Annotated in this window: 16 protein-coding genes; 9 read left to right on the forward strand and 7 right to left on the reverse strand. The window is 56.7% G+C overall.

Annotated features, from left to right (window positions below; genetic code table 11):
- Positions 1-3 precede the first annotated feature (3 nt).
- Positions 4-723: a pseudouridine synthase gene (locus CR159_RS12270; RefSeq protein ID WP_102074234.1), complete on the forward strand. Its 720-nt coding sequence runs from the start codon at positions 4-6 to the stop codon at positions 721-723.
- Between the two features lie 14 nt (positions 724-737).
- On the opposite strand, the gene CR159_RS12275 is transcribed toward CR159_RS12270, so the two are convergent.
- Positions 738-1,637: a LysR family transcriptional regulator gene (locus CR159_RS12275; protein WP_102074235.1), complete on the reverse strand. Its 900-nt coding sequence runs from the start codon at positions 1,635-1,637 to the stop codon at positions 738-740.
- 105 nt (positions 1,638-1,742) lie between these two features.
- Here CR159_RS12275 and CR159_RS12280 point away from each other — a divergent pair, with 105 nt between their 5' ends.
- From CR159_RS12280 to CR159_RS12305, 6 genes are read left to right on the forward strand one after another with little or no spacing between them, the layout of a single operon-like run.
- Positions 1,743-2,633, forward strand: a complete 891-nt coding sequence (locus CR159_RS12280) for an amidohydrolase family protein (RefSeq protein WP_102074280.1) — start codon at positions 1,743-1,745, stop codon at positions 2,631-2,633.
- A gap of 20 nt (positions 2,634-2,653) precedes the next feature.
- Positions 2,654-3,265: a DUF4286 family protein gene (locus CR159_RS12285; protein WP_102074236.1), complete on the forward strand. Its 612-nt coding sequence runs from the start codon at positions 2,654-2,656 to the stop codon at positions 3,263-3,265.
- A gap of 13 nt (positions 3,266-3,278) precedes the next feature.
- On the forward strand, positions 3,279-3,839 hold the full coding sequence (locus CR159_RS12290) for a carboxymuconolactone decarboxylase family protein (RefSeq protein ID WP_102074237.1): 561 nt from the start codon (positions 3,279-3,281) through the stop codon (positions 3,837-3,839).
- 42 nt (positions 3,840-3,881) lie between these two features.
- Positions 3,882-4,682, forward strand: coding sequence for an SDR family NAD(P)-dependent oxidoreductase (locus CR159_RS12295; protein WP_102074238.1), 801 nt, complete (start codon positions 3,882-3,884; stop codon positions 4,680-4,682).
- The gene (locus CR159_RS12300) at positions 4,675-5,613 is read left to right on the forward strand and encodes an SMP-30/gluconolactonase/LRE family protein (RefSeq protein ID WP_102074281.1); all 939 of its coding nucleotides are present in this window, start codon (positions 4,675-4,677) and stop codon (positions 5,611-5,613) included. The genes CR159_RS12295 and CR159_RS12300 overlap by 8 nt, the downstream gene beginning before the upstream one ends.
- A gap of 17 nt (positions 5,614-5,630) precedes the next feature.
- Entirely contained in the window at positions 5,631-6,602 is a 972-nt protein-coding gene (locus CR159_RS12305) for a Bug family tripartite tricarboxylate transporter substrate binding protein (protein WP_102074239.1), read from the forward strand.
- Between the two features lie 114 nt (positions 6,603-6,716).
- Here CR159_RS12305 and CR159_RS12310 read toward each other — a convergent pair whose 3' ends face one another.
- Complete coding sequence (locus CR159_RS12310; protein WP_102074240.1) at positions 6,717-6,911, reverse strand: putative motility protein; 195 nt, start codon at positions 6,909-6,911, stop codon at positions 6,717-6,719.
- 157 nt (positions 6,912-7,068) lie between these two features.
- Between CR159_RS12310 and CR159_RS12315 the strand changes: the two genes are divergently transcribed.
- Complete coding sequence (locus tag CR159_RS12315) at positions 7,069-7,791, forward strand: pseudouridine synthase (protein ID WP_102074241.1); 723 nt, start codon at positions 7,069-7,071, stop codon at positions 7,789-7,791.
- On the opposite strand, the gene CR159_RS12320 is transcribed toward CR159_RS12315, so the two are convergent.
- From CR159_RS12320 to CR159_RS12335, 4 genes are all read right to left on the reverse strand, one after another.
- Positions 7,788-8,888, reverse strand: a complete 1,101-nt coding sequence (locus tag CR159_RS12320) for a porin (protein WP_102074242.1) — start codon at positions 8,886-8,888, stop codon at positions 7,788-7,790. The two genes, CR159_RS12315 and CR159_RS12320, sit on opposite strands and share 4 nt — an antisense overlap.
- Positions 8,889-9,034: 146 nt before the next feature.
- On the reverse strand, positions 9,035-9,973 hold the full coding sequence (locus CR159_RS12325; protein ID WP_233208289.1) for an ABC transporter substrate-binding protein: 939 nt from the start codon (positions 9,971-9,973) through the stop codon (positions 9,035-9,037).
- 123 nt (positions 9,974-10,096) lie between these two features.
- The gene (locus tag CR159_RS12330) at positions 10,097-12,043 is read right to left on the reverse strand and encodes a PhoX family protein (RefSeq protein WP_102074244.1); all 1,947 of its coding nucleotides are present in this window, start codon (positions 12,041-12,043) and stop codon (positions 10,097-10,099) included.
- A 77-nt stretch (positions 12,044-12,120) separates the two neighbouring features.
- Positions 12,121-13,473: an esterase-like activity of phytase family protein gene (locus CR159_RS12335; protein ID WP_102074245.1), complete on the reverse strand. Its 1,353-nt coding sequence runs from the start codon at positions 13,471-13,473 to the stop codon at positions 12,121-12,123.
- Between the two features lie 223 nt (positions 13,474-13,696).
- Between CR159_RS12335 and CR159_RS12340 the strand changes: the two genes are divergently transcribed.
- A complete protein-coding gene (locus CR159_RS12340) occupies positions 13,697-14,659 on the forward strand; it encodes a tripartite tricarboxylate transporter substrate-binding protein (RefSeq protein WP_102074246.1) in 963 nt (320 codons plus the stop codon).
- 91 nt (positions 14,660-14,750) lie between these two features.
- On the opposite strand, the gene CR159_RS12345 is transcribed toward CR159_RS12340, so the two are convergent.
- Entirely contained in the window at positions 14,751-15,101 is a 351-nt protein-coding gene (locus tag CR159_RS12345; RefSeq protein ID WP_102074247.1) for a RidA family protein, read from the reverse strand.
- Positions 15,102-15,188 lie beyond the last annotated feature (87 nt).

The following is a 15,188-nucleotide window of genomic DNA, read 5'->3' on the forward strand; positions in this document are numbered from 1 at the left end:
TGAATGCGCCTGGACAAGTACCTGTGTGAAAGCACCGATCTGACACGCTCGCAAGCCCGCGGCGCGCTCGCCACCGGTCGCGTCACCGTCAATGGCGCCGTAATGAAGAAGGGCACGCATGTGGTGCGGGACGGCGATGACGTGCGGTGGATGGATGAAACGCTAGTCCCCATCGGGCTACGCTACATCATGCTGAACAAGCCCGCCGGCTACGAATGCAGCATACGCAATAGCGAGCATCCTCCGGTCATGCACTTGCTTGACGTGGATAAAAGGGAGCGCTTGCATACCGTGGGCCGCCTGGATGTGGATACCACGGGACTCATCCTGATTACGGATGATGGCCAGTGGACGCATCGCATCATTTCACCGCGCCACCGTTGCGACAAAGTCTATCTCGCCACGCTGGCCGAACCGCTACCTGACAATGCCGAGGATCTATTCACAACCGGCATCCTGCTGGAGGGTGAAGACAAGCCTACACTGCCCGCCGTGCTCGTGCGCGTCGATGAGCGCCGCGCCCGCCTGACGATCCAGGAGGGTAAATACCACCAAGTCAGGCGCATGTTCGCTTCCCTGGGCAACCATGTGCTTGCCTTGCATCGCGAACGAATCGGCCCCGTTGCCCTCGACGCCGACTTGCAGCCGGGGGAATCCCGCTACCTTACCGCCGACGAAGTGGCAAGCCTGGCGCAGACCGGCGATGGCGACGCGGCAGCCTGAGCAAGTCGACTGCCTCAGGCCAGATAATGGGCAATATCAAGACGGCGAATGATATCGGCCGTGGCGCCAACCAGGGTCGAATGCGACCTGTTCGCCGGCAACGCCAAGGTCAGGTTGTTCCTGATGGGCGGATCGGTAATGGCGGAGTAGGCCAGTTCGGCCTGGCCCGGGACATCGCTGATGGCTGACCGCGGGATAATGGTGAACATGTTTCCGTAGGACGTTGTTTCGACGATGGTTTGCACGACATCGACTTCGGCCACGATGTTCAGCCGGACGTTCAAATCGGTACAGGTGCTGTCTACCAGCGCGCGTATGGTGTTCGGGGCGCTGGGCAACACAAGAGGGTAGTGGTCCAGCTCGGTTACCTTGACGGTCGACGGGGGTACGGGGCGACATGCCGGTGTGTAAGCCAGTACCAGCTCTTCACGAAAAATCGATTCGCAGGTCATCAGCGCGGATGGCGGGGGCTCATAGAGCAATGCCAGATCGACCCGGTCTTTGATCAGCCATTCCCTCATCTCGGTACTGAGTCCTTCGGCAATCGTAATGGAGCCGTGGGGAAACAGCGTCCTGAACTGCTGCACCAGGTGTGGCGTCAATCGGCGCGCGATGCGTGGCGGCATGCCCAGCCGAACCTTTCCCTGCTCCACGAACCGGAAGCTTTGCATATCGTGCCTGGCATTCGTGGCCAGCTTGTGAATCGCTTTGGCATGCTCAAGGAAACGCAGGCCCGCTTCCGTAGGAGCAACCCCGCGTCCCGTGCGGATCAGCAAGTGCTGTTTGAGCTCGGCTTCCAGCAATTGGACCTGGCGGCTCAAGGACGGTTGCGACACGCCCAGTATATCGACGGCGCTCGAGAAGCTGCCTTGCTCGCAAACAATGATGAAGTAATGGATTTGCTTTAGGTCCATTCCGGCATGATATACGTTTTTTCTATAGCTGAAGTCAATATACCGGTATTGCTTCAAACCTCTGCCGTACGCATGATGGAGTCATCTGGAAAAAATGAGGTTTTCATGTCCGATTGCGCGCCACCCCTGGATGACATCACAGCACCGGTACGCTTGCTGCCCCCTGATGCATGCGATAGCCATTGTCACATTTTTGGCCCCGCGGCCGTATTTCCGTTTGCCGACGGCGCGCCTTATACGCCGCCCGACGCGCCTTTCGAAAAGCTGCGGGCCCTGCACCGCAAGCTCGGCATCTCGCGCGCGGTCATTGTGCAGGCGGGTTGCCACGGATTCGATATGGCGGCAGTGCTGGACGCCCTGGAGAAAGGCGATGGCCAGTACCGTGGTGTGGCCTTGCTGGCGCCTGATGTCACCGCCGCACAGATCGCCCACCTCGATCGTTGCGGCGTGCGCGCGGCACGGTTCAATTTTGTCGCTCACCTGGGTAATGCCGGCTGGCAGGATGTAGAACGTGTTGCCGCTCTGGTTGCCCCCTTTGGCTGGCATCTCTGCATACATACCGACAAGGGCTCGTTGCCGGGCGTGCTTCCCTTGCTTAAGAAACTGCACCTGCCTTTTGTGCTGGATCACATGGGCCGGGTTGCCGCGCAAGAAGGCATTGATAGTGACACATTTAAGGCAGTGCTGGATCTGAAGAACCATCCCAATGCATGGGTAAAAATCTCTGGAATCGATCGCATATCGAGCTCCGGGAAAAGGCCGTTCATCGACGCGCAACCATTCGTTGCCGCCCTGATCGATACGATGGCTGACCGCGTGCTGTGGGGTACTGATTGGCCACACCCGAACGTGCGGGGCGAAATGCCGGACGACGGTGAAGTCCTGAATATTTTTACCGAGCTCTGTCCGGATCCCGGCATGCAAGCTCAGATACTGGTGGCCAACCCCCAGGCCCTGTATCGATTTGATGCCGGCAATGGCTTGGACCGGCGTTAAAGAACCAAGGAGTGGAGAGCATGAAAATCATCTTGATGAAGTTCCCGGGTGAGGAATTGGACGCAGCGAAAATTATTGACGAACTCGGGGAGACAGCCAATTTCTTTGAAGTCCGGGAGGACGCGATGGCCGTCTATCACGGCGTCGACAGTGCTGAGTCCTATGTGTATGTGCAGATTCCCCTGGCAGGCGAGCAAGGCTCCGAAATGAAGGGGCTTCAAGGACTATGCCTGGCCTTGCATGAAGCGCTTGTGCCCGCACATCCCATGGTCGAGGTGCGCTGGATGGAAAAGACGCTGGACGTGGCGGGTCATTCCGTCGGCAAACCCGTCGCCTGGCACTATGTGGTCGAAACCGACGTTCTGCCTGCTGCCGAGGACGATTTCAATGACTGGTACTCCAGCGAGCATTTGCCGGGCTTGGCTGCAGTGCCGGGAACCATACGCGCAACTCGCTACGTCAGCGACGAGGCCACGCCCAAGTATTTTGCCGCCTACGACCTCGAGACCAGGGAAACCTTTGGTTCCGAGCCCTGGTTGGCGGTCCGCGGTACTGCGTGGAGCTCCCGGGTGCGCCCCAATTTCATCAATACCAAGAGAACCATGTTCAAGAAAGCATCGGGTTCGTTCTAATCGGAAGGCAGACATGGCAAAGTTACTTGCACCAGAACCAGATCAGATGTCGGAGCATCAACGGCGCGTCTATGACGCGATCATGGCCGGCCCGCGCGGTCGGGTCCGGGGACCGCTAGCCGTCTGGCTGCATCGTCCGGGCTTGGCCGAGCATGCGCAGGCACTAGGGCAATATTGCCGGTACGACTCCAGCCTGCCGCCACGCCTGTCGGAGCTCGCCATCCTGACCATGGCGGCCCTATGGCGTTCGGACTTCGAATGGTGGGCGCACCAGCCGATTGCGGTGGAGGCGGGCATTACTCCAGACATAACCGAGTGCATTCGCCTGGGCGGGACGCCAGTTTTTGTCGAGCAGGATGAAGCCCTGGTGTACGAATTCATTGGAAGCCTGGTCGAGAACCGGCGAGTGCCTGACGAGCTTTACCAGAGGGCGGTGCACTTACTGGGCGAGCCCTCGGTGGTGGATCTGGTGGGACTGGCCGGTTATTACACCTTGATCTCCATGACACTCAATGTTTTTGACATACAGCCCCCCGAGGGTGAAAGCAAATTCTTTGCACATGCCCACGAGTGAGGCCAGGCAGGGTCTACAGGATCATCGTTTCAGGAGAATTCAATGTCCGGTCGTTTGAGCAATAAAGTCGTAATCGTCAGTGGCGCGGGAAGCGTCGGGCCGGGATGGGGTAATGGGCGAGCCATTGCCTACCGTTTTGCTCAAGAAGGGGCAAAGGTATTTGGGGTCGACCTTAATCCGGATGCCTTGTTGGAGACCGTGGCCAAGGTTCGCGAGTTTGATGGAGAAATAGCGACCTGGCACGCTGACGTCACCTCCGACGAGGCTGTCCGGTCCATGGTCCAGGCATGCATCGACACATATGGCCGTGTCGATGTGCTGGTCAACAACGTGGGCGGGTCCAAGAAGGGTGGACCCGTCCAGCTTGACGAAGCCTCGTGGGACCAGCAAATCGATTTCAACCTGAAAAGCGTGTTTCTGGGTTGCAAGCATGTGCTGCCGATCATGGAAACGCAACAGGCAGGGTCTATCGTCAATGTTTCGTCCACGTCCGGCATACGCTGGACCGGCTCCGCCCAGGTCGCCTATGCCAGTGCGAAGGCGGGTGTAATCCAGCTGTCCCGGGTAGTGGCGGTGGAATATGCCAAGAAGAATATTCGCTGCAATACCGTGATTCCAGGCCAGATGCATACGCCCATGGTCGAAACCCGGCTGGCCGGGCAGCGCTCCGGGGGCGATATAGAAGGCTTGTTGGCGCAGCGGCAGTCGCGCATACCTTTGCCGTTCATGGGCGATGGCATTGACACGGCCAACGCGGCCTTGTTCCTGGCTTCCGATGAAGCGCGGTTTATCACAGGGACTGAAATTCTGGTGGATGGAGGCATGAGTGCACGATGTGACTAATCTATCGTCTCGCTATCCCGATCCGGCCATCGTGGCGCTGGACCCTCGATTTGAAAAATTGGTGTTGCCTCTGGCCGCGATCGAGAAGCTTGCCGGTGGGTGCCGTTGGGCGGAAGGGCCGGTCTGGTTTGGCGACGGTCGCTATCTGTTGTGGAGCGACGTTCCCAACGACCGCATCATGCGCTGGGATGAAGTCAGCGGGCAGGTGCATGCTTATCGCGAGGGCTCGAATTATGCCAATGGCAATACACGCGATCGCCAGGGGCGGTTGATCAGCTGCGAGCACCTGGGGCGGCGTGTAACCCGTACGGAGCACGACGGAAGAATCACGGTATTGGCCGACAGCTTTAACGGCAAGCGGCTCAACTCACCCAACGACGTCGTGGTCAAGTCCGACGGATCGATCTGGTTCACCGACCCCCCTTTTGGGATTGTCGGGTATTACCAGGGCGAAAAGGCACTGCAGGAGTTACCGGCGTGTGTCTACCGGATAGACCCTGATTCATCCCAAGTGACCATGGTGACCGACTCGGTTAACGGCCCCAACGGGCTGGCCTTCTCTCCCGACGAGAAGAAGCTGTATGTCATCGAATCGCGTGCGCGTCCGCGAAATATCCTGGTGTTTGACGTAGCCCCGGACGGCAAAGCCCTGCAAGGCCAGCGCGTTCTGTTCGGTGCCGACGATGGTACCCCTGACGGATTCCGGGTGGACGTGCATGGGAACCTGTGGTGCGGTTGGGGCATGGGTACCCAGGAACTCGACGGCGTCAGGGTGTTTTCGCCGGAGGGAGACCTGCTCGGAAAGATTGCACTGCCGGAACGTTGTGCCAATTTATGTTTCGGTGGAAAGCACCGGAATCGTTTGTTTATGGCGTCATGCACGTCGATTTACTCGCTCTACGTCAACACGCAAGGGATTGCGGGTGGCTAAGAGTACAAGGAGGAAGTATGTTCGGAACTAAAAAATTGCAGCTGAGCAAGACCATTCTGGCGTTGGCCCTTGGGCTGTCGGCGGCCGGCGTAAATGCCGCCGCGCCCACCACGATAGTCGTCGCATTTCCCGCGGGCGGGCCGGCCGACTCCCTGGCGCGGGTCGTCGCGAAAGAAATGGAAGCGACTCTGGAAACCTCCGTCATTGTCGAGAACAAGCCTGGCGGAAATGGGGCGATCGCGGCCAGTTACGTGGGGCGTGCGGCGCCCGACGGCAACACGCTGTTTCTAAGTTCGGCAGGCGCCATTGCAATCAATCCACCGTTGTATCCCAAACTAGTTTACAACCCCGACAAAGACCTTGCACCGATTTCGATGCTGGTTTCGACACCCGAAGTCCTGGTTGTTCCCAGCCAGGGCAAGGTCAAGAATATCCAGGATTTTCTGAGTGAAACAAAGGCTCCCGATGGAGCCACCTTGTCGTCGTCGGGTATCGGCAGCATGCCCCATATGGCGATTTCCTTGCTGAAGGTACAGACCCAGGCCAACATACTGCATATTCCCTACAAGGGTGCGGCTCCCGCGATCCAGGACACCATCGGAGGCCAGGTTGGGGGCTTTTTCGGCGATATTTCCGGCCTGGTGTCATTCATCAAGGACGACCGTGTGCGACCCATTGCCATAGCAGCGCCGAAACGATCACGCGTGCTGCCCGATGTGCCGACGTTTGATGAGCTTGGTATCAAGAACGTGTATGCCAATAACTGGTACGGCCTCTTTGCTCCCAAGGGCACGCCAGCGGACCGGATCGATGAAATCAATGCGGCGGTACATGCGGCGTTGAAATCCGAGTCGGTCCTGAAGTATGTCGAAACGTCGGGTGTGGATGTCAGCCCGACGACACCGGCGGAGTTCGCCGAAATCATCAAAACCGACACCAAGAAGTGGGGTGATCTGATCAAAGCCGAAGGGATCACGGTTAACGAGTAAGGCAGTCACGCAACAGTGAAGCGCCCCGGCCAGCATGCAGGCGGGGGCGTTCCTGTTTGTACGGAGCGATGTCGGGCGAGTGAGGCGTAACGGGATCGGGGGATGCCCGATAGGTCAGGCGGTTGTGTTGATTAGCGTGCCCACCGAACCAAGGCTGGCCAGCTTCGGTACGGAATCGATCAAACCCGCCATGGACTGTGCTTTAAAGTCTAGCGTTTTGCGCAGGAGCGACATCTGAGCGTCGTTGTGGGCGTTAAAATTTTGCAGGGCGACGGCGGCGCCAACAGTTGCATCAACAGACATGCTCATGAGCTTATTCCATGTAATTCGAGCCCTTGGAGCCCTGATGGTAACCAAGGTCGCCGCTATATAGGGCTGGGAGGAAAAAGTATATCAGAATGTACGCAGCGGGCCGACTCTGCAAAAACGGTATATTACGCGGGTCAATAATTCATCAGGAAACCGAATGCGCCTGGACAAGTACCTTTGCGAAAGCTCCGACCTCACACGCTCGCAAGCCCGTTCCGTGCTTCTCGACGGCGATGTGACGGTTAACGGCGAAGTCATCAAGCGCGGCACTCACGAGGTGCAGGAGGGCGATGAGGTGCAATGGGAGGGCGAAACACTGAGCCTCATCGGGCTGCGCTACCTTATGCTGAACAAGCCCGCCGGTCATGAATGCAGCAATCGCAATAGCCAGCATCCTCCTGTCATCGACCTGCTCGACGTGGATAAGCGGGATCGACTGCAGACCGTAGGCCGGCTGGACGTCGACACCACCGGATTGATTTTGGTCACGGACGACGGGAAATGGATGCATCGCATCATCTCGCCGCGCAACCGTTGTGACAAGGTCTATCTTGTTACGCTGGCCGAGCCACTTCCGGACAATGTCGAGAACCTGTTCAAGCAAGGCATAGAGTTGGAAGGCGAAGCGCAGCGAGGCTTGTCTGCTTCGCTCGTGCGCATTGATGAACGCAGCATCCGCTTGACGATCCAGGACGGCAAGGACTTTCACATCAAGCGTATGTTCGAGGCTTTGGGCTATCCCGTTCTTGCCTTGCACTGCGAACGGATTGGCCCGGTGGTACTGGATGCTGACTTGCAGCCGGGCGAATCACGTTACCTGACAGCGACCGAAGTGGCCGGACTCGCCCACAGTAGCGACGAAGCGGGTACCGGGGATTAGAACTTGTGGCTCATGCCCACGCCGATCAATGTGGCCTTCAAGTCTTCCTGGAAGGCCACATTTTTGGCATAGGAACCGATAGCGTAAAGGTCGGTGCGCTTGGAGAGGGCGTAGGTATAACCCAGGCTGTAGATGTTTTGCTTCTTGGCGTCATCTTCGCTACGGGGATCAGCCATTGTCCAGGCAGCGAGGATTTCTCCGCTGTTTCCCATGGGGGCGCTGACGCCGACTACATACGAGTTTACCTTCAGGCCGTCCACCGCCGACAGCTCTTCCAATCCCGCATCGCCAATTTCCATTTCCGAGAACCAGCCGTTACGCGTTTGTCCAAAACCCGCGTGTAGCTTGATGACGTCGAAATCGTAGCTCGCTGCAACGTTCCATGACCGGACTGTTATGCCGCGCTCATCATCGTCATACTGGTCATTCACTGCCGTCGGCGTCTTGAACTGGTCGTAAGTCAGCGCTGCTTCAAGAGGGCCATTTTCATACAGCAGGCCCGTTGTGATGGCGCGCACGTTGGGCTCGCCGCCACCATTCAGGCGGTATTGCTGGCTGCCGTCCGCGTTGAAGGAATACCCGACACCAAACTGGAAGCCACCCAATTCGGGCGTCTGATACATGACCATGTTGTCATAGCGCACATCGGCGGCACTGAACGCCGTGGCCACTGAAGCCTGGTTGAAGTCTTCTCCGAATGGACTGGCGACCTCGGCAAAATACTTGGATGCAATATTGGTTTGCCGGCCAAGGTCCAGGCGCCCCCATGCTTCGGATTGCAGACCCAATGTGGCGTGACGACCGAACAACCGGTCGTCGTATTCGGAGGTGTCGCCCGTGTCCAGATTAAAGCCACTTTCCACGCGGAACACTGCCTGCAGGCCGCCGCCCAGATCTTCAGTGCCTTTCAGGCCCCATTGGTTTTCAGAGCGTATGCCGTTGATCATGCCTTTGCGGCTTGCTTTGAATTCATCGCCCTTGATCCGCTGATATCCAATCCCCCCATCCAGACTGCCATACAGAATCACGGATGTTTCTGCGTGAGCGACGCCGATAAGGCCCATCGTCAGGGCAACAGCCAGCAACTTGTTCTTCATGTGTGTCTCCGGTTTGACGTCCCCCTTCTGGAAAGGTCAAACCGGTTTCCGGGTTTTCCTCCCCTATTGAGGAGGTATTATGCCGGATACATCGGCGCAGGCGCGTTGAGGTAATTGAAGCCCTGCGACGGGCTTTCAACAACGCCTTACTTCATCGCTGCCAACATGGACTCGGTGATTTTCTTCAAGTTGGTGAGTCCGCCACCGATGACGTACCAGCCATTCGGATCCGTATAGAAAACGCGGCCTTCCTTGAAAGCCTTGGTCTGGCTTAGCTGGGGATGCTTGGCCAGGGTGTTCGCAGCTGTCTTTTCTGCACCATTGATCGCTCCGCGATCCAGTACGATAAGCCAGTCCGGCTCTGCCTTGGAAACCGATGCAATCGTTTGGGCGCGGTCTGCCGCAGCGGCCTTTGCCTCGGGCGATCCGGGCTCGGGGCGCGGCGCTACCGGCGCTTTCGGGTCTTTCGCTGGAAGGACCGACTGCAGTCCCGCCAATTCGTAGGCGTAGCCGAAACGATCACCAGGGGCATGTGCAATGACGTTATCCCTGACTACAAAGAGAAAGGCCGCTGTCTTTCCTTTGTTGGCATTCTGCAAGGCTTCCACATCCTTATCGATTGCGTCGACTGCTTTTTGAGCTTGGTCCTTTTTCTGAAATGCCTGGGCCAAAGCCAGGTTATTGCGTCGGAAGCTGTCCAGGAACGCCGAAGGGTCGCTATTGAAGGACGCGGTGGGCGCAATTTCCTGCAGCTTTGGTATTGCTTTTTGCGATCTTCCACCTGCGAAGATAAGGTCAGGGTTCAGCTTCTCGAGTACGGGATAGTCTGGTTCGAACAGGGTTCCCACCACTGTCGCATCATTGAACTTGGCCAGGCTTCCCTCGTAGGTCGACTTCGGAACACCCGCCACAGCGACATCCAGCGTGTTCAAGCTATCAAGAACGGAAAGGTCGAAGGTGACAATCTTGCTCGCTGCCGAGGGCAGCTTGACCGTGCCTTCATTATGAGTGAGTTCGAATGCCGCGGCCGGCAACGTCACGGAGAGGGCGGCGCACATACTAACGAGAAGGCTTGAAAGTTTCACGTATTTTTCCACTGGATAAGAATGACAAGGATTCGCATTATAGGCTTTTCATAATGCCCGTCCAGAGTCGTTCAAATCGCAAATCGGGGCGATGACCCCGGCGGCGGGGCCATCGCCGCACACTCATGTTCCGATTTCTCCGCCGTCATCCTTCGTGATGATGATGGTGGACGATCGCGGTATCGAGTTGCCGCCATCGGGCCAGTGGCTTTCGCCCGCTTCGCCGGGGTGCTGGATATTGACGAACATGGTCTTGCTATCAGGCGTGAAAGTGATGCCCGTGACCTCGCATTCTTTGGGTCCCACAAAAAAGCGGCGTATTTCTTTGCTGGCGGGATCCGCGCACAGCATCTGGTTATTGCCCTGGCCCTCGTACTCGCCCGAGTTGGTGTACTTGCCGTCGGTCTGTATCCATAAGCGGCCGGCTTTATCAAAAGCCAGGCCGTCGGGACTATTGAACGTGTTGTCGATGGTGATGTTCGAAGACCCTGACTTCGAGTCGTCGCGGTCCGTATATTTGACCGGGTTCCCAACCAGCACGAAGATATCCCAGTTGAATGTCGTTGCGGCAGCATCGCCGCCGGTTTCGCGCCATCGCACGATTTGCCCGTAGATATTGGCCGCACGCGGATTGGCGGCGTCAGGCGCTGTCCGCTTGTCATTGTTCGTCAAGGTGACGTAGACATCGCCGCTGGCGGGATGGACGCTTACCCACTCGGGGCGATCCATCTTGGTGGCGCCCACCGCGTCGGCGGCCAGGCGCGTATTGACCAGGACGTCGGCCTGAGTGGCGAAGCTGGTGTCGCCGGCGAGCGTGGCGTTTGCCGTCTTATCCAGTACGACCCATTCGCCCATGCCCATGAAGTCGCCGTCAGTCTTGCCGTCCTGGAATCTGGCCACATACAGCTTTCCCGCGTCGAGCAGGGTGGAATTGTCGCCGCCTTCCCGATAGATGCCGTCGGAGACGAATTTGTAGATATAGTCGTCACGCTGGTCGTCGCCCATATACACGACAATGCGCTTGTCGGCGGACAGTGCATAGGCCGCATTTTCGTGCTTGATGCGGCCAAGTGCCGTGCGTTTCTTGGGCGCGGACGAAGGATCGAATGGATCTATCTCGACGATCCAGCCGTAGCGGTTGGATTCGTTCGGCTCCTTGACGTAGTCGAACCGGTCAACGAACTCTTCCCAGCGATAGTCGGTGCTCTTGGCTGCCAGGCCATAGCGCTTCTGCGCCGCATTGCGGGTATCCTTGCCCGACGTGGTGCCGAAGTAGTTGTTGAAGTTTTCTTCACAGGCCAGGTAGGTATTCCATGGTGTCCAGCCGTTTCCGCAGTTGTTGAACGTGCCAAGCACCCGTGTTCCGCTAGGGTCTGCCTTGGTCTTCAGCAGATCGCTGCCTGCTGCCGGGCCTGTAAGTTCCATCTCGGTGGACGCCGTGATGCGGCGGTTGTAGCGGGAGTCGAGCCTGATCTCCCACTTGCCGGCGTCGTTGCGCGCAATATGGATGATCGAGGCCCCGTGGGCGTTCATGGCCTTGGCGGTTTTCTCCGCAGTCCAGGGCTTGGTGCCATTGGCGCCGAACAGCCATATATAGTCGCCGTTCTCGGCTGTGGTGTATTCATGATTCAGCACCAGTAAGCCTTCGGTGCTGCTGCCGTCGATGGGAAAGAAATGAATGCCGTCATGATTATCGCCAACCTGGCGGGCCTGTGCAGCGGCGTCGTCGCTGCCGTCTGCCTTCCATGCCGGGGCGTCGGCGAACAACGGCGTACCCCACGGGGCAAATACCGCGGCGGTGTAGCCCGCAGCAATTTTTATCGTATCGTCCGTCGAGATCGGAATGGCTTTAAAGCCCAGCAGGGAAGACGGTTGTTCATCACTGCTCTTGTCATTGCTGTCGGCGTAAACAGCTAAGGGACCCGCGAGGAATAGGGCGGCCGATAGTCCGATACCGGACTTGAGAAAGCCACGACGGCTGTATGCGCGGTCAACGACGACCTGGAAATGCTCGTTTTCCGAGGCGTTGGTCGGAAGATCTTCGGAGTCGATGGTGTGATGTTTTTGCATGGGGCTGCTCTGTGTAAAGGCAAAGGATGTCGGCGTACTGAAGCACCCGGTATCCGGGTGCTTTCGGCTGTATTAAGCTACTTCGCCTGAAGCAGCTGTTTAACGTTCAGCAGTACAAGCTCGTTATCGTCTTGCTGGTTGGGCTCGCGGCTGGTGGAGAACGGGAAGTTATTATCATTTCCAACCACAATCCGTTCGCCATCGACCACATCGACGTTTTCGATGGTGAAGAACGGAAATTGCAAAACGCCCTCTGTTAACGGCTTGCGCGCGACCTTGTTCGGATCCTGGATCTTCAACAAATCGATGTAGGCGATCTTGCGCATCGGCTTGCCTGCCGTTTCAGGTGAAAACCCGACCTTGTAGACACGCTTAAACTTCGGAAGGTCGGAAAAACATGATCTTGTGTCGGCACCGTCTTTGCATGCTTTGTCGGGCGTGCCTTCGCCATTGTCGCGTTCGATCACCAGAGCTGTCGTTGCATCGATCATATTGATGTCGCCAATGGCGTGGCTTTTGTCCTCTAAAGGGTAAAACCAGGAACGACCGGTCCACTTCTCGTCCGCCACACTGAACTCCAGAACGCGAAGCACGTTTTTCCCGTCCACATGTTCCCAGCCCTTCGTGTTGTCGTCCCATACCGCGCCTTCGAGCATGGGATACAGGAACTTGCCGTCTTTGGAGGCAGCCATTCCCTCGTAGCCTTTTGAACGTTTCAGATTCACGTTTTTATAAGTCTCGCCCGGGGCACCGGGCGAGCCCACCGCATAGTGATCGGGTGAGTGAATTTTTTTGCCGTCCACTTCTGTTTCGAAAAAGGCTACGACCTTGCCGCTCTTGTCGACCTTGATCAGATAGGGTCCGAATTCGTCGCCTATCCAGAAATGCTCGCCAATCGGCTGAAAGCTTTCCGTGTCAAGGTCGGAGCCCGTCAGGTAGCGCGCCTCGGACTCTTCATGAACAATACGGAACGGCACCTTTTTATCCGGGTCGCTTAAAAAGACCGTGGCCATCGGCTTGAATTCGCCGGACTTCCAGTCGATGTCATAGTGATTCAGATACAGCATGGAGTCCATGGAATTCGCTTTATTGCCAAATCCATTGTCCGTAAGAATCCACACGCTGCCGTCGGCCATTACCTTGATGCCCGAATGGCCTTGCAACGGCTGTCCCTTGATCGGTAATGAAACGCCGGTATCACGGTCAGCCGACTTGCCCATTACAGAACTCAGAGCTTCGATCCGCTTCTTCGAGGTGTACTTGCCGGAGACCTTCAGGTCTCCGGGTGCGTTATCGGGCGCTTCAATTGTGCTTTGCGCTGGCAAAACCGCGTGCGCTTCGAGCACAGCAGGAACCTCTTGCTGAGCCATCGCTGCCACCGACACCGAACTTAATACCGCAGCCAACACCGACAAACGAAAAAGCTTCATGTTTACAACCTCAGACTATAGGAAAGCGGACAGTCTAGAAGTCAAAGATGACAGAGCGATGAAGAGAAATAAAGTTGCCACGACGGAAACCAGTCCTCCGTGATCCGCGAGCGAGTGCGATCGCTTCCAAAATGGATAACATGGCCTTTGCCGATTCTGAATTGCTGGAACAGGAAACGCCAACAACAATAAGGAATACAGCCAGCGCTCCCACCACAAATCCTTGGTCCTTACGCTATCGGCGTTTTCAATTGCTTTTGCCGGCGCCGTCCAAGCGGCAGATTATCCTTCTCGACCGATATCGTTGGTCGTACCCTTCGCTGCAGGAGGACCGACTGATGTGGTCGCCCGAACCCTGGGCGTGGAGATGGGAAGGGTACTGGGGCAGCCTATCGTTGTAGAAAACAAATTAGGCGTTGGCGGTACCGTTGCCGCCAACTACGTATCCAACGCCAAGCCGGACGGATATACCTTCTTTATTCATCACAATGGCATGGCAACCGCCACGGCGCTGTATTCGAATCTTAAATACGATCCCCTGAAAAGCTTTGAATACATCGGAGAAGTGGTTGATGTTCCGATGACCGTATTGGGCAGCAAAGATTTCCCGCCCAACAACATGCAGGAGTTCATCGAGTATGCCAAGAAGAACGGCGACAAAATTAATTTGGCAAATGCCGGCCCGGGCGCCGTTTCACAGCTTTGTGGTTCGTTGTTGCAACAAGCTTTAGGCGTCAAGTTTACGACTATTCCCTATCAGGGAACGGCGCCCGCCATGTCTGCGCTATTGGGCAAGCAGGTCGATGTATTGTGTGACCAGACGACACAGACCATTCCTCAGATCGCAGCCAAGGGTGTCAAATTTTATGGCGTGACCACGCTGAATCGCATACAAAAGCTGCCGGACGCTCCGACTTTGGATGAGCAGGGATTGAAGGGATTTGAAGTCAAGGTTTGGCACGGCATCTACGCGCCTAAGGGTACTCCTGCAGACGCCTTGGCAAAGTTCAACGGAGCATTGAAAACCGCGCTCAAATCGCCTGCTTTCACTGAAAAAATGGCCGCGTTAGGCGCTGAAATTGTCTCCGAAGAACGACAGACCCCCGAATCATTGCAGAAATGGGTTAAGTCCGAAATTGAAAAATGGACACCCATCCTGAAAGCCGAGGGCATGAGCGTCAATTAACCTGAGCCGGGAAATATGCCGCGCACCCATTTGACCCATAGACGTAAAATGTCGACGGTACGATGATGGGTGTGCTTAATTAGCTGATCCCTTACTTCTTTGCAGCCGTGACGATTATCTCGACCAGTAAGTCCTGCGAGGCAAGTTTGGCTTGGCAGGTGGCGCGTGTCGGAAGGGCGTCAGCGGGTGCCCACTCTGCCCAGACGCTGTTCATGCCTGCGAAGTCAGATTCAATGTCTTTTAGCCAGATTTGTACGGCCAACAAATGATTCTTATCCGAACCGGCGCTCGCTAGGTAGCCATCGATTTTTGCGAGTGCGTCGCGTGTTTGGACAACGATGTCGCCTTTGGCACTGGACGTGACGCCGGCAATATACACGGTGGTGTCATGGGTGACGATACGACTAAGGCGAAGCGGGAAACAGTCCCAACTGAAAGCTATTTGCAGGTGATTTTCATGCCCTTGTTCATGGTCGCCATCACCGCATAGATCAATGTAGCACTTTAGTGCTACATTGACAGCATAGCT

The organism is Pollutimonas subterranea (assembly GCF_002849655.1).
Lineage (GTDB): Bacteria > Pseudomonadota > Gammaproteobacteria > Burkholderiales > Burkholderiaceae_B > Pollutimonas > Pollutimonas subterranea.

What these genes read in the sequence shown, in the direction of transcription:
- CR159_RS12270 (WP_102074234.1), top strand. Translation starts at nt 4, where the DNA reads ATGCGCCTGGACAAGTACCTGTGTGAAAGCACCGATCTGACACGCTCG.
- CR159_RS12275 (WP_102074235.1), bottom strand. Translation starts at nt 1,637, where the DNA reads ATGGACCTAAAGCAAATCCATTACTTCATCATTGTTTGCGAGCAAGGC.
- CR159_RS12280 (WP_102074280.1), top strand. Translation starts at nt 1,743, where the DNA reads ATGTCCGATTGCGCGCCACCCCTGGATGACATCACAGCACCGGTACGC.
- CR159_RS12285 (WP_102074236.1), top strand. Translation starts at nt 2,654, where the DNA reads ATGAAAATCATCTTGATGAAGTTCCCGGGTGAGGAATTGGACGCAGCG.
- CR159_RS12290 (WP_102074237.1), top strand. Translation starts at nt 3,279, where the DNA reads ATGGCAAAGTTACTTGCACCAGAACCAGATCAGATGTCGGAGCATCAA.
- CR159_RS12295 (WP_102074238.1), top strand. Translation starts at nt 3,882, where the DNA reads ATGTCCGGTCGTTTGAGCAATAAAGTCGTAATCGTCAGTGGCGCGGGA.
- CR159_RS12305 (WP_102074239.1), top strand. Translation starts at nt 5,631, where the DNA reads ATGTTCGGAACTAAAAAATTGCAGCTGAGCAAGACCATTCTGGCGTTG.
- CR159_RS12310 (WP_102074240.1), bottom strand. Translation starts at nt 6,911, where the DNA reads ATGAGCATGTCTGTTGATGCAACTGTTGGCGCCGCCGTCGCCCTGCAA.
- CR159_RS12315 (WP_102074241.1), top strand. Translation starts at nt 7,069, where the DNA reads ATGCGCCTGGACAAGTACCTTTGCGAAAGCTCCGACCTCACACGCTCG.
- CR159_RS12320 (WP_102074242.1), bottom strand. Translation starts at nt 8,888, where the DNA reads ATGAAGAACAAGTTGCTGGCTGTTGCCCTGACGATGGGCCTTATCGGC.
- CR159_RS12330 (WP_102074244.1), bottom strand. Translation starts at nt 12,043, where the DNA reads ATGCAAAAACATCACACCATCGACTCCGAAGATCTTCCGACCAACGCC.
- CR159_RS12335 (WP_102074245.1), bottom strand. Translation starts at nt 13,473, where the DNA reads ATGAAGCTTTTTCGTTTGTCGGTGTTGGCTGCGGTATTAAGTTCGGTG.